A 21,312-nucleotide genomic window follows, 5' to 3' on the forward strand; every position below is an offset into this window, starting at 1 on the left:
CGCTGGCAACGGATTCCGCGCCCGCGGCATGAGCGGCATCAGTTGACGACCTCGACTCGGTCGCCGAGACGCAGGCGCTCGAAGAGGAAGCGGGCGTCGCGCTCGCCGACGCGCACGCAGCCGTGCGAGTCGGGGTAGCCGGGGAGCCAGCCCTCGTGGAGGAAGTAGTGGCCGTGGAACTGGATGGCGTAGGGCATCCACGCCTGCCAGCCGAGCTGGTTGGTGTAGCGCGAGGAGACCTTGTCGATGTCCTTGGCGAGCACGGCGAAGCGTCCGCGCGGGGTGGGGTGGCCGGCGCGGCCCGATGAGATCGGGCCGCTGTGCACCGGCTCGCCGTCCTCGATATAGGTGAAGCGCTGCTCGCCGAGATCGATGCGGATGGCGCGCCTGGCGGCGTCGCTCGGCCCGCTCGGCGGTCCGGGATCGGTGGTCGGGGGTGTTCCGGGTGGTTGTGGCTCGGTGGCGACCGTGGCGGGTGCGGTCGCGACTGGGGCGTCGACCGGCTCCGGCGCGGGGCGCTCGGGCGGCGCCGCGCAGCCGCTGCCGAGCAGGGTCACGGTGAGCAGGATGGTCGGGGCGGTGGCGGGATGGTTTCGGTCTGTTGCCGTGTCGCTCGGCTGCTCCATGGTTCGCTCCCTCGGCGTGCCCGCCCGTCTCCGGGGCCGGGGCCCGCCGGTGTGGATCCGCGTCGCGCCCTCCCTGTCCGCGCCGCCCGGCGGCTCATAGCACCGAGATCCGCACCTCGTAGACCCCGCCGATCACCACGTACTCGTCCTCGCCCTTGAGCAGGTCGGGGAGCAGCCGGTTGTAGAAAAATACCTTGGGGCGCGGCACCTCGGTTTCGAGGATGTAGTCGCCGAACTCGTCGGCGCGCTCGCGCTCGCTGGTGAAGCTGTTGAGGTTGTTGAGCAGCACGCGGTAGCGATGGCGTCCGACCCGTTCGAGGACCTCGTGTTCGTCGATGCGGTTGATCCCGCGATAGAGCCGCAGGTGGGTGCGCCCGGGGTCGCGGCGCTGCAACTCGTACTGGCCGTAGGTATAGAGCAGGTCGAGTTGGGACTCGAGCGCGTTGGTGGCGTAGAGCCCCTGGGTGCCGGCGGCGACATAGCGCAGATAGGTCTCGCTGCCGCGTCCGTGCAGCGGGCCGGCGTGGTGGCGTGCGAGCAGGCCGAAGCGGCTCTCCGCCCAACGCTTCAGCACTGCGCCCTCGCGCCCGTCGGAGTCGAACGACCAGCCGCGCACCATGCGTTGGTAGTCGGCCTTGGCGCGTCCGCGACGTCCCCGGGTGAGCCCGGCCTCCTCGGGGAGGTCGAGGAGGAAGCGCCAACGCATGTAGTCCTGGAAGTGACGCGCGCGCGCGCGATGCTCGGGGATGGCGTCGAGGTTGCGCAGCAGTGGGGTGTGGAGTGGGGCGATGCCGTCGAGTTCGAGGTCGACCGGGTGTTGCTGGTAGGTGAGGCTGCCGAGGATCACCGCCGGCAGGTTGCAGCGGTTGAGCGTGAGTCTGGCGTGTGCCGGGAGCGAGGGTGGCGGCGGGTCGGGCGCCTGGGTCGTTTGTCTGTTGCTATCCATACAGCCCCTGCGGCTTTGTCGTGGATACGACCATCCGGTCTCTGCCCGAGGGGTGTTGAATAATCGAGCCCAATCAATGCGGTAGGTCGTTTTATCGATGTTGGCACGGTGGCTGCTTGAGCCTCCGTGTGGATAACGTCGTGCAACGCTCGCCAAGCGAGCCAACGAGAGGAACCTACCATGGCAACACGGCAATGCGCCATCTACGGCAAGGGCGGCATCGGTAAGTCGACCACCACCCAGAACCTGGTCGCCGGGCTCGCCGAGCTGGGCAAGCGGGTGATGATCGTCGGGTGTGACCCCAAGGCCGACTCGACCCGTCTGATCCTGCACTCCAAGGCCCAGGAGACCATCATGCAGATGGCCGCCGACGCCGGCTCGGTCGAGGATCTGGAGCTCGAAGACGTGCTCAAGGTCGGCTTCGGCGACATCAAGTGCGTCGAGTCCGGCGGTCCCGAGCCGGGTGTCGGCTGCGCCGGTCGCGGCGTCATCACCGCGATCAACTTCCTCGAGGAAGAGGGCGCCTACGAGGAGGATCTCGACTTCGTCTTCTACGACGTGCTCGGCGACGTGGTCTGCGGCGGCTTCGCGATGCCGATCCGCGAGAACAAGGCGCAGGAGATCTACATCGTCTGCTCCGGCGAGATGATGGCCATGTACGCGGCCAACAACATCGCCAAGGGCATCGTCAAGTACGCCAGTTCCGGCGGCGTGCGTCTCGCCGGGCTGATCTGCAACAGCCGCAATACCGCCCGCGAGGACGAGCTGATCATGGAGCTTGCGCGTCAGCTCGGCACCCAGATGATCCACTTCGTCCCCCGCGACAACATCGTGCAGCGCGCCGAGATCCGTCGCATGACGGTTATCGAGTACGACCCCAAGTCGGGCCAGGCCGACGAGTACCGCACGCTGGCGCAGAAGATCATCGACAACCAGATGTTCGTGGTGCCGACGCCGATCTCGATGGATGAACTCGAGGACTTGCTGATGGAGTTCGGCGTGCTCGAGGAAGAGGACGAGAGCATCGTCGGCAAGACCGCGGCAGACGAGGCGGTGGCCTGAGCCCAGTCCCGAGCCATCGCGCGGACGCGCCGCCGTCGGCGACGTCCTGTCCCCCAGCGTTTCTCACCGCGCGACCGTCGGCGGATTGGCCGCGGCGCCGTATAGAGGACACAGCATGTCGAACATGACCCTCGAAGAGACCAAGGCCCTCATCCAAGAGGTGCTCGAGGCCTATCCCGACAAGGCGCGGAAGGATCGCGCCAAGCATCTCGCGGCCAACGACCAGTCGGTCGAGCAGTCGAAGAAGTGCATCATCTCCAACCGCAAGTCGCAGCCCGGCGTGATGACCATCCGCGGCTGTGCCTACGCCGGCTCCAAGGGCGTGGTGTGGGGGCCGATCAAGGACATGGTGCACATCTCCCACGGCCCGGTCGGGTGCGGTGCCTATTCGCGCGCCGGTCGTCGCAACTACTACACCGGCCACACCGGGGTGAACACCTTCGGCACGATGAACTTCACCTCCGACTTCCAGGAGAAGGACATCGTCTTCGGCGGGGACAAGAAGCTCGAGAAGCTGATCGACGAGATCGAGCAGCTCTTCCCCCTGGTCAAGGGCGTGAGCGTGCAGTCGGAGTGTCCGATCGGCCTGATCGGCGACGACATCGAGGCGGTGGCCAAGAAGAAGACCAAGGAGCACGGCAAGCCGGTGGTGCCGGTGCGCTGCGAGGGCTTCCGCGGCGTGTCGCAGTCGCTCGGCCATCACATCGCCAACGACGCGATCCGCGATCACGTGCTCGGCAATCGCGACGATCAGGCGTTCGAGTCGACCCCCTACGATGTGGCCATCATCGGTGACTACAACATCGGCGGTGATGCCTGGTCCTCGCGCATCCTGCTCGAGGAGATGGGGCTGCGGGTGGTCGCGCAGTGGTCGGGCGACGGCACCCTGCCGGAGATGGAGCTGACCCCCAAGGTCAAGCTCAACCTGATCCACTGCTACCGCTCGATGAACTACATCAGCCGCTACATGGAGGAGAAGTACAGCATCCCGTGGATGGAGTACAACTTCTTCGGTCCGACCAAAATCGCCGAGTCGCTGCGCAAGATCGCCGCCTTCTTCGACGAGACCATCCAGGCCAACGCCGAGAAGGTCATCGAGAAGTACCAGGCCGAGTACGAGGCGGTGATCGCCAAGTACCGTCCGCGCCTCGAGGGCAAGAAGGTGATGCTCTATGTCGGCGGGCTGCGTCCGCGTCACGTCATCGGCGCCTACGAGGACCTCGGCATGGAGGTCGTCGGCACCGGTTACGAGTTCGCCCACAACGACGACTACGACCGCACCATCAAGGAGGTCGACAACGCGACCCTGCTCTACGACGACGTCACCGGCTACGAGTTCGAGGAGTTCGTCAAACGCGTCAAGCCCGACCTGATCGGCTCCGGCATCAAGGAGAAGTACATCTTCCAGAAGATGGGCGTGCCCTTCCGTCAGATGCACTCCTGGGACTACTCGGGTCCGTATCACGGCTACGACGGTTTCGCCATCTTCGCCCGCGACATGGACATGACCGTCAACAACCCCTGCTGGAACAGCATGCAGGCCCCCTGGCTCAAGCCGGCCGCGGCCGAGACCGAGGCGACCGCCGCGAGCGCCTGATGATCCGTTAGTCCCCAGCGGTCAGCAGCCAGCGACCAGCCCGCCCGGGCTGGTGGCTGGAGGCTGACGGCAGACAGCCCTAGACCTAGATGCCGTCGTCCGCGGATTTGCGGCGCGGCAGGAGCACAAGCCATGAGCCAGACCGTCGACAACATCAAGCCCTGTTATCCGCTGTTCCGCGACGCGGACTATGTCGAGAGCCTCGCCAACAAGCGCGAGACCGTCGAGGAGGTCGCCTCGCCCGAGAAGATCGAGGAGACCTTCGCCTGGACCACCACCGAGGAGTACCAGGAACTCAACTTCAAGCGCGAGGCGCTGACCATCAACCCGGCCAAGGCCTGTCAGCCGCTCGGTGCGGTGCTCTGCTCGCTCGGCTTCGAGAAGACGCTGCCCTATGTGCACGGCTCGCAGGGCTGCGTGGCCTACTTCCGCACCTACTTCAACCGTCACTTCAAGGAGCCGGTGGCCTGTGTCTCGGACTCGATGACCGAGGACGCGGCGGTGTTCGGCGGCCAGAAGAACATGTTCGACGGGCTGGAGAACGCCCGCGCGCTCTACAAGCCGGAGATGATCGCCGTCTCCACCACCTGCATGGCCGAGGTCATCGGTGACGATCTCAACGCCTTCATCGGCAACGCGCGCAAGGAAGGTCACGTCCCCGAGGACTTCCCGGTGCCCTTTGCCCACACCCCGAGCTTCGTCGGCAGCCACACCACCGGCTGGGACAACATGTTCGAGGGCATCCAGCGCTACTTCACCCTCAACGCGATGGAGGACAAGGTCGTCGGCTCCAACGGCAAGATCAACCTGGTGCCGGGCTTCGAGACCTATCTCGGCAACTACCGGGTGATGCACCGGATGATGCAGGAGATGGGGGTCGACTACAGCCTGCTGTGCGATCCCGCCGAGGTGCTCGATACCCCGGCCGACGGTGAATTCCGGATGTACGACGGCGGCACCTCGATCGCCGAGGTCAAGGATGCGCCCAACGCCGTCGACACCCTGTTGCTGCAGCCCTGGCAGCTGGTCAAGACCAAGAAGTTCACCCAGCAGACCTGGAAGCACGATGTCCCGGCGCTCAACATCCCGATGGGGCTGGCGTGGACCGACGACTTCCTGATGAAGGTCTCCGAGCTCACCGGCAAGCCGATCCCCGAGTCGCTGACCCGCGAGCGCGGCCGTCTGGTCGACATGATGACCGACAGCCACACCTGGCTGCACGGCAAGAAGTTCGCGCTCTACGGTGACGCCGACTTCGTCATGGGCATGACCCAGTTCCTCATGGAGCTGGGCGCCGAGCCGACCCACATCCTCTGCAGCCACGCCAACAAGCGCTGGAAGAAGGCCGTCGAGAAGCTGCTCGCCGAGTCGCCCTACGGCGCCTCCGGCAAGGTCTACGTCAACCACGACCTCTGGCACCTGCGTTCGCTGTGCTTCACCGACAAGCCCGATTTCCTGATCGGCAACAGCTACGGCAAGTTCATCCAGCGCGACACCCTGCACAAGGGCAAGGACGCCGAGGTGCCGCTGATCCGCATCGGCTTCCCGATCTTCGACCGTCACCACCTCCACCGCATGACCACCATGGGCTACGAGGGCGCGATGTACATCCTCACCACCCTGGTCAACGCGGTGCTCGAGCGCCTCGACGAGGAGACGCGCGAGATGGGCGTGACCGACTTCAACTACGACCTGGTGCGCTGACCTGGAACCGCGAAGGCGCCAAGGACGCAAAGGTGTGATGGGCGCGTCCCGCTGCCTTCGCGGTCGAGCCACGCACGTGGGGTGCGCTGCCGACCATCGCTCGCCCGACTCTTGGTGGACGCAAAGGCTGTTCGCAAGGTCGCCCGGAGCGAAACAGAAGCAGGTCTGTAAGCACCCCATGTGTGCCGATCCATCAGATGCGCGCGGGCCGGAGAGCCTGGAAACCGAATACCGTGGACGGGGTAGGTGCTCTTGGTGCTCTTCGCGTCTTCGCGGTTTTTCCCGCCGCATCGCAGACAAGGCGAAACCGATGCCTAACGTGATGATCCGCAAGAATGAAACCGGGGCGCTGCTTTTCTATGTCGCCAAGAAGGACATGGAGGAGACCATCGCCTCGGTCGAACAGGACAGCGCCGAGCGCTGGGGCGGGGAGGTGGCGTTGACCGACGGCTCGCGCTGGTACATCGACCCGATCAGCCCGCCGCCGAGCTTCCCCACGACGCTGCGCTTTCGCCGCGTGGACGACTGAACCGCCCTGAGGAGGTACCCAATCATGGCCTATCAAATCCTGCGCGACCTGTGCACCGCCTGCGGCGACTGCCAGCAGGCCTGCCCGAACCAGTCGATCAGCCCCTGGAAGGGGGGCTACCGGATCGACGCCGCGACCTGTACCGAGTGCGATGGCGAGGGCGAACCGGGGATGCCGCAGTGTCTCGACGCCTGCATGGAAGAGGACTGCATCGTCCCGGCCTGAGCCGGATCCGGCCCGTCCCGGCGCATCGGGACGGGTCCCGCCAACACCAGGGAGTCACCCTCATGACCGTCGTACCACTCTCCGACGACATCGCGCTGCGTATCGGGCTCGCCGCCCGCATCCTCCCCGAGATCGATGTCGCGCGCCTGCTGCGCGTGCTCGAGACCACCCTGGGACTGCCGCCGACCGCCGACAAGCTCGATCGTCTGCGATTGCGCGATCTGCGCCAGGGTGCCGACGGCGCGCTCGCCGACCTCGAGCCCGAGCGTCTCAGGGACGCGCTCGCCATCCTCAAGGGCGAGGCCGGCGAGACCCAGCCGCCGCCGCTGCCCGAGCCCTATGCCGAGGGTGAGTTGCCGGACTCGATCCGGGTCGCCTGCGCCTCGGACTCGGGTGAGCAGCTCGACGGCCATTTCGGCGCGGCGCGACGCTTCCTGGTCTATCAGGTCTCGGCCGAGGCGATGCGGCTGATCGAGGTCCGTGAGATCGACGACAGTCAGGCCGAGGACGATCGCAACAGCTATCGCGCCGGTCTGATCGCCGACTGTCAGCTGCTCTACGTCGCCTCGATCGGGGGACCGGCCGCGGCCAAGGTGGTCAAGGTCGACGTCCATCCGATCCGCGTCGCCGATGGCGGCGAGGCGCGTGCGCACTTGCGCGAGCTGCAGGGCGTTCTCGCCGGGCATGTCCCACCGTGGCTGGCCAAGGCGATGGGGCAGGCGGGCGCCCGGAGCGGGGTTGCGGCATGATTGCGCCCGAGCGGATCGAGCAGGTCGTTGCCGTGGTCTCGCGCATCGGTGTCAACGCGCAGACCGTGCAGGCGCTGCGCGAGAGTTTCGACGAGCTGCACTTCACCCTCTGTCTGGAGGATGAGGTCGGCGTCCGCGAGCCCTATCGCGAGCTGCCCGGGGTGAGCCTCTATCTGGTCGGCGCCGGCGCCTCGGGTTGCGCCGCCCTGACCGATGATCCGGCCGAGGCCAGCGGGTTGCTGCTCGCCACCCACGCATGAGCCGGGGGCCGGCCCGTGCTCCTGTCACCGAATCGAGTCCAGTCCGATGACGATGATCGCCAGCACCACCGTCCACCCGCCTGTCGCCGAACTCGAACTCGCCGTCGCACGGCACTGTCAGGACTGTCCGCCCGAGGGCGGGATCGGGTCCCTGGTCAGGACACTCCAACGGCTGTTCCCGGCCTGGCCGCTGCGCCACGTCCTCACCCGCGGCGGCTGGTATCGGCTCGGCGGCGTGGTCGATCTCGACGGTGAGCGGGTGGCCGAACAGATCCGCCCCTGGGCCGAGGCGGCGCTCGCCGCCGCCGGCGGTGATCTGGAGCAGATGCTCGACGAGCTGCCGCAGGGGCGTCTGTTCGCCACCCGGGTCGAGGGTCGCACCCATTACCTGACCGTTGCCACCGGGCACAGCCCCGATGCCGCCATCCAGATCGAGGTCGAGGAGCTTCAGGAGGTGTTCGAGCGCCCACTGACCGATCCCGACTGGTTCCCCGAGGGGCTCGGCGAGTTCATCGACCCGGTCGATGTCCCCAGGGTCGAGCCCGAGCCGGTGGGGGCGCCGCGACTGGTGTTCCGACGGTTGCTGCGTCTCGACACCCTGGAGGAGCACGACACCGGGTTGCGGCGCTTCTTCGCCGACTGGGCGCGCAGCTCCGCCGGTGAACAGGCGCAGCTCTGTCACCATTGGATTGTCGCGGTGCGCGATGGCGGAGGACGCGGCAGCGCCCGACCGGTGGCGGCCTGCGCCGCCGCCCCGCCGCTCACCGTCGGCGAGGGCATGCGCGGCACGGCGCTGGCCAACCAGCTCCACGCCTTCGACCGCCGCCTGGGCTATCCCTTCGCCTGGTACTTCCACATGCTGACCAGCCCGCGGGTGTCGCACCAACTGGTCGAGGCGGTGCATGCCGATCTGATGGGCGCCTACGACTATCTGCCGGCGCGTGACCTGCAAGTGCTGCGTGACTGGTATCGAGATCCGTATGGTGTCTGACCCGCAGGTTTGCGATCGACTGCGGCCCCGAGGTTTTGAGGCGGTGCTAGAATCGGGCCACGGAGGCATGCCGGTTTGCGCATGCCGACCCGACAGGCAGTCCTGCCTTCATTACCGCACCGCACCGCGCCCGCGCGGGCGGTCAACCAGGGGAGTTGGTTATGAAATGCGCCATGCTTCTGACCGGAAACGGCCCGATCGTGATCCTGACCTCTTACGACTCGATCGAGAATCCGAAGCTGCTCGAGCGGCTCAACAACAAGGGGATCCCCAAGTTTCTCGCCTATGAGATCCCGCTGGAGTTGGCCGAACAGCGTTATGGCGGCCACTTCCGCAAGGTCACCAACGGTTTTACCGAGACCGACGACCTGCGGGTGCTCGATCACAACGGTCATCGCGCCTTCAACCTGTTCAGCTGGGACGAGCTGGGCGAGCCGCTGGCCCACGAGGCTCCGCTCTCGACCCACATCTAGACCGACCCCGCCCGGCCCCTCTCGGGCCGGGCGTCCCGCCGCTCACAACAGGCTGTGGCTGGTGCTCACCCCTGCCATCACGATGGCCACCACGCTCATCAGCTTGACCAGGATGTTGAGGCTCGGCCCCGAGGTGTCCTTGAAGGGATCGCCAACGGTATCGCCGATCACCGAGGCGCGATGGGCGCGTGAGTTCTTGCCGCCGTGGTGACCGGCCTCGATGTATTTCTTGGCGTTGTCCCAGGCGCCGCCCGAGTTCGACAGGAACACCGCCAGCACGAAGCCGCTCGACAGCCCGCCGACCAGCAGCCCGATCACCCCCGCCACCCCCAGCAGCAGACTCACCGCCACCGGCGCGCTCACCGCGATCAGCGCCGGCACCAGCATCTCGCGCTGGGCACCGAGCGTCGAGATCGCCACGCAGCGCTCGTAGTCCGGCTCCGAGGTGCCGGCGAGGATGCCGGGGTCGGCGCGGAACTGACGGCGCACCTCCTCGACCATCAGCCCGGCTGCCCGCCCCACCGCCTGCACCGTCAGCCCGCTGAAGACGAAGGCGACCATCGCCCCGAGCAGCACCGCCACCAGCACCGCGGGGTTGAGCAGGGTGACGTCGAAATAGGTCATGAAGTCGGCGAGGGTCGCCCCGGCGGTGGCGACCACCACCTCGTGACCGAGTTCGAGGGTGGCGACCCCGGTGCGGATCAGCTCGATGCGCACCACCTCGACATAGGAGGCGATCAGCGCCAGCGCGGTGAGCGCCGCCGAGCCGATGGCGAAGCCCTTGCCGGTGGCGGCGGTGGTGTTGCCGAGGGCGTCGAGTGCGTCGGTGCGGGCGCGGACCTCGGGGCCGAGGCCGCTCATCTCGGCGTTGCCGCCGGCATTGTCGGCGATCGGTCCGTAGGCATCGCTCGCCAGGGTGATGCCGAGCGTCGAGAGCATCCCCACGGCGGCGATCGCCACGCCGTAGAGCCCCTGGTTGAGCGCCCCGGGGTCGAAGCCCGAGGCGCAGAGGAAGGCGACCAGGGTGCCGGCGCCGACGGCGAGGATGGGCACCGCCGTCGACAGCATCCCCACCCCGATGCCGGCGATGATCGCCGTCGCCGGTCCGCCTTCGGCCTGCTGGGCGATGTGCAGCGTCGGCGCATAGCTCGGCGAGGTGTAGTACTCGGTGGCGCGACCGACGACGATGCCGGTGAGCAGTCCGCTGACCACCGCGCCCCAGATCCCCCAGGGGTTGGCGACACCGAGCGCCCACAGCAGCAGCGCGCTGGCGACGACGATCAGCGCCGCGGCGGCATTGACCCCGCGCGAGAGCGCGCCGAGCAGGGCGCGCTGGTCGGCGCCCTCGCGGGTGCGCACCAGGAAGACCCCGAGGATCGACAGCAGCACGCCGAGCCCGGCGATGGCGATCGGCGCCACCACCGCCTTGATCTGCAGCGTCGGCTCGCCGACATAAGCCGCGGCGCCGAGGGCGCAGGCGGCGAGGATCGAGCCGCAGTAGGACTCGAACAGGTCGGCGCCCATGCCGGCGACGTCACCGACGTTGTCGCCGACGTTGTCGGCGATCACCGCCGGGTTGCGCGGGTCGTCCTCGGGGATGCCGCTCTCGACCTTGCCGACCAGATCGGCGCCGACATCGGCGGCCTTGGTGAAGATGCCGCCGCCGACCCGGGCGAACAGCGCCTGCATCGAGGCGCCCATGCCGAAGGTCAACACCGTGGTGGTGACCAGCACCATGCGCACCCCGGCATCCTCTCCGGCCGGCAACAACCAGTCGGCGAGGGCGAACCAGACGACGATGTTGCCGAGTCCGAGTCCGACCACCACCAGCCCCATCACCGCACCGCTGCGAAAGGCGATGCGCAGCGCCTGGGGCAGCGAGGTGCGTGCCGCCGCCGCGGTGCGGGTGGCCGCGCGGGTGGCCGTCTGCATGCCGATGTAACCGGCCAGCGCCGAGAACAGCCCGCCGCAGACAAAGGTCGCCGGCAGCCAGGTGCTCTGCAGCCCGAACCCGTAGGAGAGCAGCGCGAACAGCGCGGTGAGCAACGCGAACACCAGCAGCATCAGCCGATACTGCTGGCGCAGATAGGCCATGGCGCCGTGGCGGACATGGTCGCCGATCTCGCGCATGCGCGCGTTGCCCTGCTCCTCGGCAAGCATCTCGCGGAAGAAGCGCGCCGCGACCACCAGCGCGGTGAGCGCGGCGACGGGGGCGATCCAGAAGGCGATCTCGTTCATCGGTGGTCTCCCTGACGGGGGTTTCGGGTCATGCGAGCGGACCGAGCTGGGCCGAGCGCCACCAGTCGCGGTACTGGTCCTCGAGCAGCCCGTGATCGGGGAAGGGGTAGTAGGCGAAGTCCTGCTGATCGCCGACATAGAAACCGTTGTGCACCATGCGATAGAGCACCCCGGCCTTGACCTGGCGCAGCACCAGCTTGCTCGACTTGGTGGTGGTGTCGCTGTTGAGTTCGACCAGCACGTCGCGCAGATGGGCGAGGTTGGGATAGGGCAGGTCGTCGGCCGCGCCGTGTTCGGGATCGGTGGCCAGCGCCCCGAGACGCAGCTCGGAGAACACCACTCGGGGGACGTGCACCGGGTTGTCCGGGTCGGTGATGAAGTCGCAGAAGTCGTGCGGTTCGAGCCGGCTGGCGACCAGCGGGGTGACCGGGCTGAACTCCTGGTAGAGGTGCGAGCGCTGCTCGGGGTGGGGCTGGTAGGGTGCGCGCTCCAGGGTCAGGGTCTTGCCGTCGTTGGTGACCAGATGGAGGTTGCCGAGGGCGGCGACCGGGATGCGCTCGAGCACCCGGTAGATGGCGAGATAGACCGAGCGCTTGAGCGCGCCCTCAGGGGTGCGCACGCAGCGCTTCTCGATCAGCTCGAAGGGCAGGTCGGCGTCGCGGAATCCGGGGTCGACCTCGAAGAAGATCGACTCGCCCTGGACGTGGACCTTGGCGCCGATCGAGTAATAGCTGCCGAACGCCTCGGGGGCGAGCATCGAGGCGATCAGTGCCTGCGGGATCAGGGACAGATAGAGGTGCTGCGGATCGGTCATGCGGGGCCTCGCCTTGGCGGTGGCGCCGACCGGTGATGCCGGCGCATCCCGATCACTATAGATCAGCGCGATGACGGTCTCGGTGGTCGAGAGTGGGCCTCGTTCTTGCTATCTCCCGACTGCGACCCCGTTGCGGGGTCGAACCCGTGTTCCGTCGGGTGGGTATTTCCTTGATCGGCAAGCGGTTGTGGCACCAGAACGCAGATTGGCTCAGAACCCCTTGGTGGCAAAACCGACATCACTGTGAGATTCCCACCTCGACGGACGCGCCCCGATTCCCCGTCCTTTGTGGAGATCCTGATCAATGCTGCTCGATACCTATCAACAACAGGAACGGTTCTGGCTCAAGACCCTGTTCGGTACGCCGAGTCGCGAGGGACTGCAGGTCTTTCGCGGCGAGTTCGTGGTGCTCGAGGGCGAGCTCAAGGCCTCGACCGGCAAACGTACCCCGCCCAAGGCGGTGCTCAAGCAGGCGGTGATGGTCGGCGACGAGACCCGGCTGCAGATGGTGGTGGGCAACTTCGCGAGCATCGACGAGTTGCCCGAGTTCGTCGCGCGCTTCCACGACGTACTCGCCCCGGAGTGTCGTCCGGTGCTCTTCATCGACAATGTCGCCGAGAGCGCCGAGGTCGAGATCCAGGGGCATCCCTATGTGCTGATCCAGCACAGCGACGGGGTGGTGTGGAACGCGCTCACCGAGTGCTGCTATCTCGACAAGCAGGACCTCAAGGGGCTCTCCGGCGAGGACAAGGTGATCCGGGTGTTCGAGGCCCTGGCCGACTACCGGCCGGGCCTGCCGAGTCGCGACCTGGAGACCATGCTCGCGACCAAGACCGAGGCCAAGCGCACCACCTGGGGCGCGGTCTGATCCCCGGGCGGGACGGGCGGCTCAGGGCGCGTCGCGCAACAGCCGTCCGGCCCGCCACACCAGCGCCACCACCGGGATACCGATGAGGGTGGTGAAGACGAAGAAGCCGGGATAACCGAGGCCGTCGACCAACGAGCCGGAGTAGCCGCCGAGGACCTTGGGCAGCAAGGTCATCAAGGAGCTGAAGATGGCGTACTGCACCGCGGTGAAGGAGATGCTGGTGAGGCTCGAGAGGAAGGCGACGAAGGCCGCACTGGCCAGCCCGGCGGCGAGGTTGTCGGCGCTGACCGCGAGATAGAGCAGCAGCGGCTCGTTGCCGGCGTAGGCCAGCAGCACGAACACCAGATTGGTGAGGGCCGAGAGCAGGGCGCCGAGCAGCAGGATGCGCATCACCCCGAAACGGGTGGCGAGGACGCCGCCGAGCAGCCCGCCGAGGATGCTCACCAAGACCCCGAAGGTCTTGACCGCCGAGGCGATCTGCGGCTTGGTGAAGCCGATGTCCTGATAGAAAACGTTGGCGATCACCCCGAGGACGATGTCCGAGATCCGGTAGAGCCCGATCAGCGCGAGCAGCAGCAGCGCGGTGCGCAGCCCGTAGCGCGAGAAGAAGTCGGCCACCGGCTCGATCCAGGTCTCGTGCGCCAGCCGCCGCTCGAGCAGGCCGAGGCGCACCAGCCCCCAGCCGACCGTCGCCGCCACGGCGATGGCCGCGGCGAGATGGGCCACCTCCAGCACGAAGCGCAGCAGTGCGTCGCCGGCGGGCGCGGCGAACAGTGGCGCGCCGAGGAAGAAGGCGCTGACGAAGCTCGCCGCCACCAGTACGAACACCACCACCAGACGCAGATAGTCGCGCCCCGGATAAGGGTGTGCGAGCCGTTCTCTGGTCTCGGGCTCGCGCATCAGCAGGGTGGTGACGAGCCCGACGCCGAGGGTGGCGGCCATCACCAGATAGGTGTTGCGCCAGGCGCTATAGCTGTAGGTCTCGGCCGTCGAGCCGAACCAGGCGGCGAGATAGAGTGCGCCGGCCCCCGAGACCACCATGCCGATGCGGTAGCCGGCGATATAGGTCGAGGACATCAGCGCCTGGAGTCGTGCTGGCGCAGACTCGATGCGCAGGGCGTCGATGACGATGTCCTGGGTCGCGGCGGTCAACCCGAGCAGGGTGGCGGCCAGTGCCATGCGCGCGAGCGCCGACTCGCCGCCGGCGGGGTCGGTGAAGGCCATCAGCGCGATCGCCCCGGAGACCCCGAGCTGGGCGAGCAGCAGCCAGCCGCGGCGGCGTCCGAGTGCGCGGGTGAGCAGCGGCAACGGCAGTCGGTCGACCAGCGGCGCCCAGACGAACTTGAACGAATAGCCGAGCGCGGCCCAGCTGAAGAAGGTCACCGCGTTGCGCTCGATCCCGGCCTCGCGCAGCCACAGCGACAGCGAGGAGAAGATCAGCAGCAGCGGCAACCCGGCCGAGAAGCCGAGGAAGAGCATCGCGATCACGCGGCGCTCGAACAGGGCGAGCAGGGTCTGTCGCCAGTCGGTGGCGGTCTGGCCGTCGGCTTGGGGCATCCGGGATCCGGTCGGGTTGGGGCGGTGGCGTGCGGCTACGCTAGCGGTATCAAAGGGTCTGGCGCAAGCCCGCGCCGCCCCTGCAGGTCGTGCTCAGAGGTACTACCCTTGGGGCAGCAGTCGCGTCCGGCCCCGGGGCCGGACACCATTCATGCTGACAGGAGGTGGCATCGTGTCGAGTCCCGCTGCAGGCAGTCTGCGTCGTCTGTTACTGGCCGAGTGGCCCTATGTCGTGCTCTATGTCGCGGTCATCATCGGGGTTGGGCTGACCAATCTGGTCCCGGGGACCGCGCTGCTCTACTGGCAGGTGCTGATCCCGCTGTTCGGTGCGCTTGCGCTCTGGGTCGGCTGGGACGGTTTCGAGTCCGATTCGGGTGCGCGTACCGCCTTCGTGGTGCGTACCCTGGCGCACTGGGCGGCGCTGTTCGTACTGGTGCGACTGCTCTATCTGCCGCAGCTCCAGTCGGTGTTCGACAACGCGGTGATGGGGCTGATGATGGTGCTGTTGCTCGGCTTCTCGGCGCTGCTCGCCGGTATCTACGGGCATCTGCGCATGGCCGGGGTGGGGGTGGTGTTGATGTTGAGCGCGGTGGCGATCGCCTTCCTCGACGATGCCGCGGTGGCGGTCGCCGTGGTCGCCGTGGTGGTGGCCATCGTGCTGACCCTGCTCTGGCAGCGTCGTCAGCTCGAGGTCGGCATGGACGAGACGGAGAGGAAATAAAAGGGCCATCGGATCCGCCGCCACGGATCACGATGGCCAACCTTGGGGAGACGCGAGGAGGAGTGCCGCGTTCCCCGGGGATGCTCAGTTCCTTTCGCTGCACGGTCAGGGGCGTCGGGGCCCGGGGGGAGTGAGCGCGCCGACGTTTGATCCTGCCCGGCTGACCCTGTGGGCGCGACGCCGTGGACTGCCCGGCGCCGCGCCCCGTCCCGTGTCTGGTGGTCTGTGCGACCTCACGAGCCGATGGGGCCGGCTTCTCTTTGTTTCAGGCGTCTGGCGCCGATCTGTGCGTCCTTCGGGGCCTTGCCTGCGCTTAGTAAATGCATGAGGCATGCCACGCTTCTCGTAGACGCGTGATCTGTTTTTATCTATTTGTTTTGTTTTGATTTTTTGTTTCGCGGGGGACGCGAGGAGATGCCGCGACGCTGTCGCGGCGAGCGGGCGGGACTGACAGAAGCTGTCAGCTGACAGCTTCTGTCGGCAGCGTGGCGGGTCAGCCGGCCTGCACGGCGGCCAGCGCGGTCATGTTGAGCAGCCCGCGCACCGTGGTGCTGGGGGTGGCGATGTGGGCGACGTGCGCCGAACCGAGCAGGATCGGACCGAGCGAGGCGCCCTCGTCACGCATCCGCAGCAGGTTGAAGGCGATGTTGGCGGCGTCCTGGTTGGGCATGATCAGCAGGTTGGCCGCACCGGTCAGACGCGAGTTGGGGAAGCGCGCCAGCCGGCCCTCGGGATCGAGGGCGAGGTTGGCGTGCATCTCGCCCTCGACCTCGAGTTCGGGGGCCTGCTCGCGCAGCAGCTGCAGCGCGTTGTGCATCTTCTGCGCCGAGGGCGAGTTGTGGCTGCCGAAGTTCGAGTGCGACAGCAGCGCGACCTTGGGGGTGAGGCCGAAGCGCTCGACCTCGGCCGCGCACAGTCGGGTGATCTCGGCGAGCTGCTCGGCGTCGGGGTCGGCCTGGACATAGGTGTCGGCGATGAACAGCGGCCCCTTCTCCAGCACCACGGCGTTCATCGCGGTGAGGTGGGTGACGCCCGCGGCGGTGCCGATGACCTCCTCGACATGACGCAGGTGACGGGCATAGCGCCCGACCACGCCGCAGATCATGGCGTCGGCGTCACCACAGCGGACCATGGCCGCGGCCAGCACCGTGGGGTCGTTGCGGATGTACTCGCGGGTCTCGTCGGGGGCATAGCCGCGTCGCTGCACCCGCTCGTAGACCGCCTGCCAGTGGTTCTCGAAGTTCGGGTTCTCGCAGGGCACCACCACCTCGAAGTCCTGCTCGGGACGCATGCTCAGGCCGAGGGCCTCGATGCGCGCGCCGATCACCTCGGGGCGACCGATCAGCAGCGGTCGGGCGATGCCCTCGGCCACTGCCTGCTGCGCGGCCTGCAGCACCCGATCCTCCTCGCCCTCGGCGAAGACCACCCGCTTGGGGGCGATGCGCGCCTGGTCGAACACCGGCTTCATGGCGATGCCGGTGCGGTGCGAGCGCGCGTGCAGGTCGCGACGATAGGCCTCGAGATCGGCGATCGGCCGGGTGGCCACGCCGCTCTCCATCGCCGCGCGCGCCACCGCCGGTGCGAGGTGCTCCATCAGCCGCGGGTCGAACGGCTTGGGGATCAGGTACTCGGGGCCGAAGCTCAGCTGATGGCCGCCGTAGGCCGCGCGCACGATGTCGGAGGGTTCGGCCATGGCCAGGTCGGCGATGGCGCGCACGCAGGCGGCCTTCATCGCCTCGTTGATCTCGCTGGCGCCGCAGTCGAGTGCGCCGCGGAAGATGAAGGGGAAGCAGAGGACGTTGTTGACCTGGTTGGGGTAGTCCGAGCGACCGGTGGCGATGATCGCATCCGGACGCGCCTCGCGAGCCAGATCGGGCATGATCTCGGGGACCGGGTTGGCCAGCGCCATGATGATCGGCGACCCGGCCATCTTGCCCAGCCACTCGGGCTTGAGCACGCCGGCGGCCGAGAGCCCGAGGAAGATGTCGGCGCCCTCGATCGCCTCGGCCAGGGTACGCTGCTCGGTGGCCTGGGCGTAACGACCCTTGTAGGGGTCCATCTCCTCGGTGCGGCCCTCGTGGACCACCCCGGCGATGTCGGTGAGGGTGATGTTCTCCTTGGGCAGGCCAAGGGTCACCAGCAGGTCGACACAGGCCAGTGCCGCGGCGCCGGCGCCGGCGGTGACCAGACGCACCTTGCTGATGTCCTTGCCGACCACCCGCAGGCCGTTGAGGATGGCCGCGCAGACCACGATCGCGGTGCCGTGCTGATCGTCGTGGAAGACCGGGATGCCCATGCGCTCCTTGAGCGCCTTCTCGATGATGAAGCAGTCCGGGGCCTTGATGTCTTCGAGGTTGATGCCGCCGAAGGTCGGCTCGAGGCGGGCGACGGTCTCGATGAAGGCCTCGGGATCACGCTCGTCGACCTCGATGTCGAACACGTCGATGTCGGCGAACTGCTTGAACAGCACCGCCTTGCCTTCCATCACCGGCTTGGAGGCCAGACCGCCGATGGCACCGAGCCCGAGCACCGCGGTGCCGTTGCTGATCACCGCTACCAGGTTGCCGCGTGCGGTGACCTCGGAGGCGGCCAGCGCGTCCTTGGTGATCTCGCGACAGGCCGCGGCCACGCCGGGCGAGTAGGCCAGCGCCAGGTCACGCTGGTTGGCCAGCGGCTTGGTGGCCTTGATCTCCAGCTTGCCGGGCTTGGGGTAACGATGGTACTCGAGTGCGCTCTGGTCGAATTCTTCCGACATCGGGGTCTCCGAATGATGGTTTGCGGTCGCGCCGCAGTCTCTCTCGTGGCGGGGTCGATCCCCGCTGCTCATGGCGTGACACAGCGAATGCGCGCGCTCGGCGCGCCGCAGGCCGGTATCGTGGTGGGCTCGAGGGCGGGGGACGCGGTGCCGGACGCATGGATTGGGGTGGCGCGCATCGATCGCGGCGCAGCGGGCGTCTTGCCCGTGCGTACGCCCGATCACGCTTGCTGCGACACACCAGTATACCCGTTAGAGTGGGTGGGCAGCGAGTCGGCATCAGCGCGGTTGGCGGTCGGGGGTGGCTCACGGCTATCATCGTCGGTTGCGATGTGGGGCGCGGCCCCGGGGCGGGGCCGATGGCGACCCTGGCGAATGGACGGGATCCGAGGAGAGACGATGGGCGCGAGACGGGTAGGGAGCGGATGCGGATTCAGCTGATCAGCGTGGGACGTCGCATGCCCGGCTGGGTCGAGCAGGGCTATGCCGAGTACGCCAAGCGCCTGCCCCCGGAGTGTGCCCTGCAGCTCCAGGAGATCGAGCCGGCACGCCGGGTCAAGAACGGCAGCGTGGCGCGCTACAAGGCCGAGGAGGCCGAGCGTATCCTCAAGGCAGTGCCCAAGGGCGCGGCGGTGATCGCGCTCGACGGCGGTGGCCAGTCCTGGAGCACCGAGCGTCTCGCCCAGGCGCTCGAGGGTTGGCTCGCCGACGGTCGCGATCGCGCCCTGCTGGTCGGTGGTCCGGATGGGCTCGATCAGCGCTGTCTGGCCCGCGCCGAGCAGTCCTGGTCGCTCTCGCGCCTCACCTTTCCCCATCCACTGGTCCGGGTGATCCTGGCCGAGCAGCTCTATCGCGCCTGGTCGCTGATGCACGGCCACCCCTACCATCGTGGCGACTGAGATGGACGCCGCCGCGCCGCGCCTCCATCTCGCCTCGCGCTCGCCACGACGCGCCGAGCTGCTCGAGCAGATCGGCGTGCGTTTCACGCGCCTCGATGCCGAGGTCGACGAGACCGTCCGTCCCGGCGAGGCCCCCGGCGACTATGTGCGCCGGGTCACCGGCGACAAGGGTCGGGCCGGCTGGACGCAGGTCGCCGCGCGCGCCGATGCCCTGGTGCTCGCCGCCGACACCGCGGTGGTGGTCGACGCCTGCATCCTCGGCAAGCCGCGCGATCGCGCCGACGCGCTGGAGATGATGGAGCTGCTCTCCGGGCGCGAGCATCGGGTGCTCACCGCGGTGGCCCTGGTCGGCGCCGCCGGCGAGTCGCTGCGTCTCAGCGAGACCCGGGTCCGCTTCCGCCAGGTCGCGCCCGCAGAGGCCGCGCGCTACTGGGCGACCGGCGAGCCTCGCGACAAGGCCGGCGGCTATGCCATCCAGGGGCTCGGCGCGGTGTTCGTCGCCGCGATCGCGGGCAGTTACTCGGGGGTGATGGGGCTGCCGCTGTTCGAGACCGCGACGCTGCTGGCCGAGGCCGGGATCCCGGTGCTCGGCGCCTCGCCCCCCGGTCAGGACTGATTCGTCCACGGGTTCACGCAGTGAACCGATCGCGCCGCCGGTCGCGGCGCGACCGCCGGCTCATGGTTTTCGCGCGCGTGCCGCCAGGCGCGCGCGCCCCCATCTCCATATCCAAATCCATAAGTGAGAACCTCCCGTGAGCGAAGAGATCCTGATCAATGTCACGCCACCCGAGACTCGTGTCGCCGTGGTCGAGAACGGCGTGGTGCAGGAGATCATCATCGAACGCGCCGAACGTTGCGGTCTGGTGGGCAATGTCTACAAGGGCCGGGTCTGTCGGGTGCTGCCGGGGATGCAGGCGGCCTTCGTCGAGATCGGTCTGGAGCGCGCCGCCTTCCTGCACGCATCCGACATCATCGGTCCCCATGGTGAGCCGCTCAGCGAGCACATCCAGGACCTGGTGGTCGAGGGCGACCCGATCGTCGTCCAGGTGGTCAAGGACCCGCTCGGCACCAAGGGTGCGCGGCTGACCACCAACATCTCGGTCGCCTCGCGCTATCTGGTGTGCATGCCCGCCCTCGGCGGCATCGGTGTGTCGCAGAAGATCGACGACGAGGACGAGCGGCGGCGCCTGCGCGATATCCTCCAGGCCTTCGTCGACGATCACGACGGGCAGGGCGGGTTCATCGCCCGCACCGCCGCCGAAGGCGTCGACGAGCACCTGCTGGTGCGCGACATGGGCTTCCTCGATCGGCTCTGGCGCGGGGTCAAGGAGCGCTGCGCCAACGCCTCCGGCGACGGCCTGATCCACGAGGACCTGCCGTTGGCGCTGCGCGCGCTGCGCGATCTGGTCACCCCGGACGTCGAGCGCGTGCGCATCGATTCGCGCGCCATGGTCGACAAGGCGATCCCCTTCGCCGCCAAGTACATCCCCGAGATCAAGGATCGTATCGACCTCTACCAGGGCGAGCGTCCGCTGTTCGATCTCTACGGGGTCGAGGACGAGATCCGCAAGGCGCTGCATCGCAAGGTCAGCCTCAAGTCCGGCGGTCACCTGGTGATCGATCAGACCGAGGCGATGACCACCATCGACGTCAACACCGGCGCCTTCGTCGGTCATCGCAACCTCGAGGAGACCATCTTCAAGACCAATCTCGAGGCGGCGCAGGCGATCTGTCGGCAGTTGCGCCTGCGCAACCTCGGCGGCATCATCATCATCGACTTCATCGACATGACCGAGGATGAGCACAAGCGCCAAGTGCTGCGTGCCCTCGAGAAGTGTCTGGCGCGCGATCACGCCAAGACCCATATCACCGAGGTCTCCTCGCTCGGGCTGGTGGAGATGACCCGCAAGCGTACCCGCGAGTCGCTCGAGCACGTGCTCTGCGAGCCCTGTCCCTGCTGTGGCGGTCGCGGCTCGATCAAGACCGCCGAGACCACCTGCTACGAGATCTTCCGCGAGATCATGCGCGAGTCGCGTCAGTTCGACGTCGAGAGCCTGCTGGTGCTCGCCTCCCAGGAGGTGGTCGATCGACTGCTCGACGAGGAGTCGGCACACCTGGCCGAACTCGAGGAGTTCATCGGTCGACCGATCCGGCTCCAGGCCGAGGCGCTCTATACTCAGGAACAATATGACGTGGTGCTGATCTGACCGAACGCCCCGGGGCGTTCGACCGGGTCTCGCGGACCGGTCCCCGGTCGCGGCGCTCCGCCACCCGTTCACGCCAGCCGCGAAGCACTGC

Annotated in this window: 20 protein-coding genes; 14 read left to right on the forward strand and 6 right to left on the reverse strand. The window is 67.7% G+C overall.

Annotation, left to right across the window (positions count from 1 at the left end; translation table 11 throughout):
* Positions 1 to 38: 38 nt before the first annotated feature.
* Positions 39 to 626 (reverse strand): L,D-transpeptidase, encoded by a 588-nt coding sequence (locus EBL84_RS06900; RefSeq protein ID WP_123140135.1) that lies wholly within the window; start codon positions 624 to 626, stop codon positions 39 to 41.
* A 94-nt stretch (positions 627 to 720) separates the two neighbouring features.
* Positions 721 to 1,572 (reverse strand): NAD(+)--dinitrogen-reductase ADP-D-ribosyltransferase, encoded by an 852-nt coding sequence (locus EBL84_RS06905; protein ID WP_123140136.1) that lies wholly within the window; start codon positions 1,570 to 1,572, stop codon positions 721 to 723.
* A 180-nt stretch (positions 1,573 to 1,752) separates the two neighbouring features.
* Here EBL84_RS06905 and nifH point away from each other — a divergent pair, with 180 nt between their 5' ends.
* The 9 genes from nifH (at position 1,753) to EBL84_RS06950 (ending at position 9,162) form a co-directional block, all read left to right on the forward strand.
* On the forward strand, positions 1,753 to 2,634 hold the full coding sequence (gene nifH, locus EBL84_RS06910; protein ID WP_123140137.1) for a nitrogenase iron protein: 882 nt from the start codon (positions 1,753 to 1,755) through the stop codon (positions 2,632 to 2,634).
* A 115-nt stretch (positions 2,635 to 2,749) separates the two neighbouring features.
* Positions 2,750 to 4,231 (forward strand): nitrogenase molybdenum-iron protein alpha chain, encoded by a 1,482-nt coding sequence (nifD, locus tag EBL84_RS06915; protein WP_123140138.1) that lies wholly within the window; start codon positions 2,750 to 2,752, stop codon positions 4,229 to 4,231.
* A gap of 132 nt (positions 4,232 to 4,363) precedes the next feature.
* Positions 4,364 to 5,935, forward strand: coding sequence for a nitrogenase molybdenum-iron protein subunit beta (gene nifK / locus EBL84_RS06920; RefSeq protein WP_123140139.1), 1,572 nt, complete (start codon positions 4,364 to 4,366; stop codon positions 5,933 to 5,935).
* A 310-nt stretch (positions 5,936 to 6,245) separates the two neighbouring features.
* Entirely contained in the window at positions 6,246 to 6,464 is a 219-nt protein-coding gene (gene nifT / locus EBL84_RS06925; protein ID WP_005224876.1) for a putative nitrogen fixation protein NifT, read from the forward strand.
* 24 nt (positions 6,465 to 6,488) lie between these two features.
* Entirely contained in the window at positions 6,489 to 6,689 is a 201-nt protein-coding gene (locus EBL84_RS06930; RefSeq protein ID WP_123140140.1) for a 4Fe-4S binding protein, read from the forward strand.
* Between the two features lie 62 nt (positions 6,690 to 6,751).
* Positions 6,752 to 7,438, forward strand: coding sequence for a dinitrogenase iron-molybdenum cofactor biosynthesis protein (locus EBL84_RS06935; RefSeq protein WP_123140141.1), 687 nt, complete (start codon positions 6,752 to 6,754; stop codon positions 7,436 to 7,438).
* Positions 7,435 to 7,698 (forward strand): DUF6129 family protein, encoded by a 264-nt coding sequence (locus EBL84_RS06940; protein ID WP_123140142.1) that lies wholly within the window; start codon positions 7,435 to 7,437, stop codon positions 7,696 to 7,698. Before EBL84_RS06935 ends, EBL84_RS06940 begins: the two co-directional genes overlap by 4 nt.
* 46 nt (positions 7,699 to 7,744) lie before the next feature.
* Entirely contained in the window at positions 7,745 to 8,689 is a 945-nt protein-coding gene (locus EBL84_RS06945) for a hypothetical protein (protein WP_123140143.1), read from the forward strand.
* A 173-nt stretch (positions 8,690 to 8,862) separates the two neighbouring features.
* Positions 8,863 to 9,162: a hypothetical protein gene (locus tag EBL84_RS06950; protein ID WP_223806118.1), complete on the forward strand. Its 300-nt coding sequence runs from the start codon at positions 8,863 to 8,865 to the stop codon at positions 9,160 to 9,162.
* A gap of 42 nt (positions 9,163 to 9,204) precedes the next feature.
* Here the strand turns inward: EBL84_RS06950 and EBL84_RS06955 are convergent, their stop codons facing one another.
* Together EBL84_RS06955 and EBL84_RS06960 are read right to left on the reverse strand one after the other, a co-directional pair.
* Positions 9,205 to 11,400 carry a sodium-translocating pyrophosphatase gene (locus tag EBL84_RS06955; protein WP_123140144.1) on the reverse strand — a complete coding sequence of 732 codons (2,196 nt, stop codon included), beginning with the start codon at positions 11,398 to 11,400 and terminating at the stop codon, positions 9,205 to 9,207.
* A gap of 28 nt (positions 11,401 to 11,428) precedes the next feature.
* Entirely contained in the window at positions 11,429 to 12,214 is a 786-nt protein-coding gene (locus EBL84_RS06960) for a hypothetical protein (RefSeq protein WP_123140145.1), read from the reverse strand.
* A 304-nt stretch (positions 12,215 to 12,518) separates the two neighbouring features.
* On the opposite strand from EBL84_RS06960, the gene EBL84_RS06965 reads away from it, so the two are divergent.
* Positions 12,519 to 13,082: a hypothetical protein gene (locus EBL84_RS06965; RefSeq protein ID WP_123140146.1), complete on the forward strand. Its 564-nt coding sequence runs from the start codon at positions 12,519 to 12,521 to the stop codon at positions 13,080 to 13,082.
* Between the two features lie 21 nt (positions 13,083 to 13,103).
* Here EBL84_RS06965 and EBL84_RS06970 read toward each other — a convergent pair whose 3' ends face one another.
* Entirely contained in the window at positions 13,104 to 14,639 is a 1,536-nt protein-coding gene (locus EBL84_RS06970) for an MFS transporter (RefSeq protein WP_123140147.1), read from the reverse strand.
* Between the two features lie 172 nt (positions 14,640 to 14,811).
* On the opposite strand from EBL84_RS06970, the gene EBL84_RS06975 reads away from it, so the two are divergent.
* A complete protein-coding gene (locus EBL84_RS06975) occupies positions 14,812 to 15,360 on the forward strand; it encodes a hypothetical protein (protein ID WP_123140148.1) in 549 nt (182 codons plus the stop codon).
* A gap of 493 nt (positions 15,361 to 15,853) precedes the next feature.
* On the opposite strand, the gene EBL84_RS06980 is transcribed toward EBL84_RS06975, so the two are convergent.
* Positions 15,854 to 18,115: an NADP-dependent malic enzyme gene (locus EBL84_RS06980; RefSeq protein WP_123140149.1), complete on the reverse strand. Its 2,262-nt coding sequence runs from the start codon at positions 18,113 to 18,115 to the stop codon at positions 15,854 to 15,856.
* Between the two features lie 425 nt (positions 18,116 to 18,540).
* Here EBL84_RS06980 and rlmH point away from each other — a divergent pair, with 425 nt between their 5' ends.
* The 3 genes from rlmH (at position 18,541) to rng (ending at position 21,221) form a co-directional block, all read left to right on the forward strand.
* Complete coding sequence (gene rlmH, locus EBL84_RS06985; protein ID WP_123140150.1) at positions 18,541 to 19,014, forward strand: 23S rRNA (pseudouridine(1915)-N(3))-methyltransferase RlmH; 474 nt, start codon at positions 18,541 to 18,543, stop codon at positions 19,012 to 19,014.
* A 1-nt stretch (position 19,015) separates the two neighbouring features.
* Entirely contained in the window at positions 19,016 to 19,630 is a 615-nt protein-coding gene (locus EBL84_RS06990) for a nucleoside triphosphate pyrophosphatase (protein ID WP_123140151.1), read from the forward strand.
* Positions 19,631 to 19,766: 136 nt separating this feature from the next.
* A complete protein-coding gene (gene rng / locus EBL84_RS06995; RefSeq protein ID WP_123140152.1) occupies positions 19,767 to 21,221 on the forward strand; it encodes a ribonuclease G in 1,455 nt (484 codons plus the stop codon).
* Positions 21,222 to 21,312: the final 91 nt, after the last annotated feature.

Origin of the sequence: Marichromatium sp. AB31, from assembly GCF_003718685.1 — a bacterium.
GTDB classification, from domain to species: domain Bacteria; phylum Pseudomonadota; class Gammaproteobacteria; order Chromatiales; family Chromatiaceae; genus Marichromatium; species Marichromatium gracile.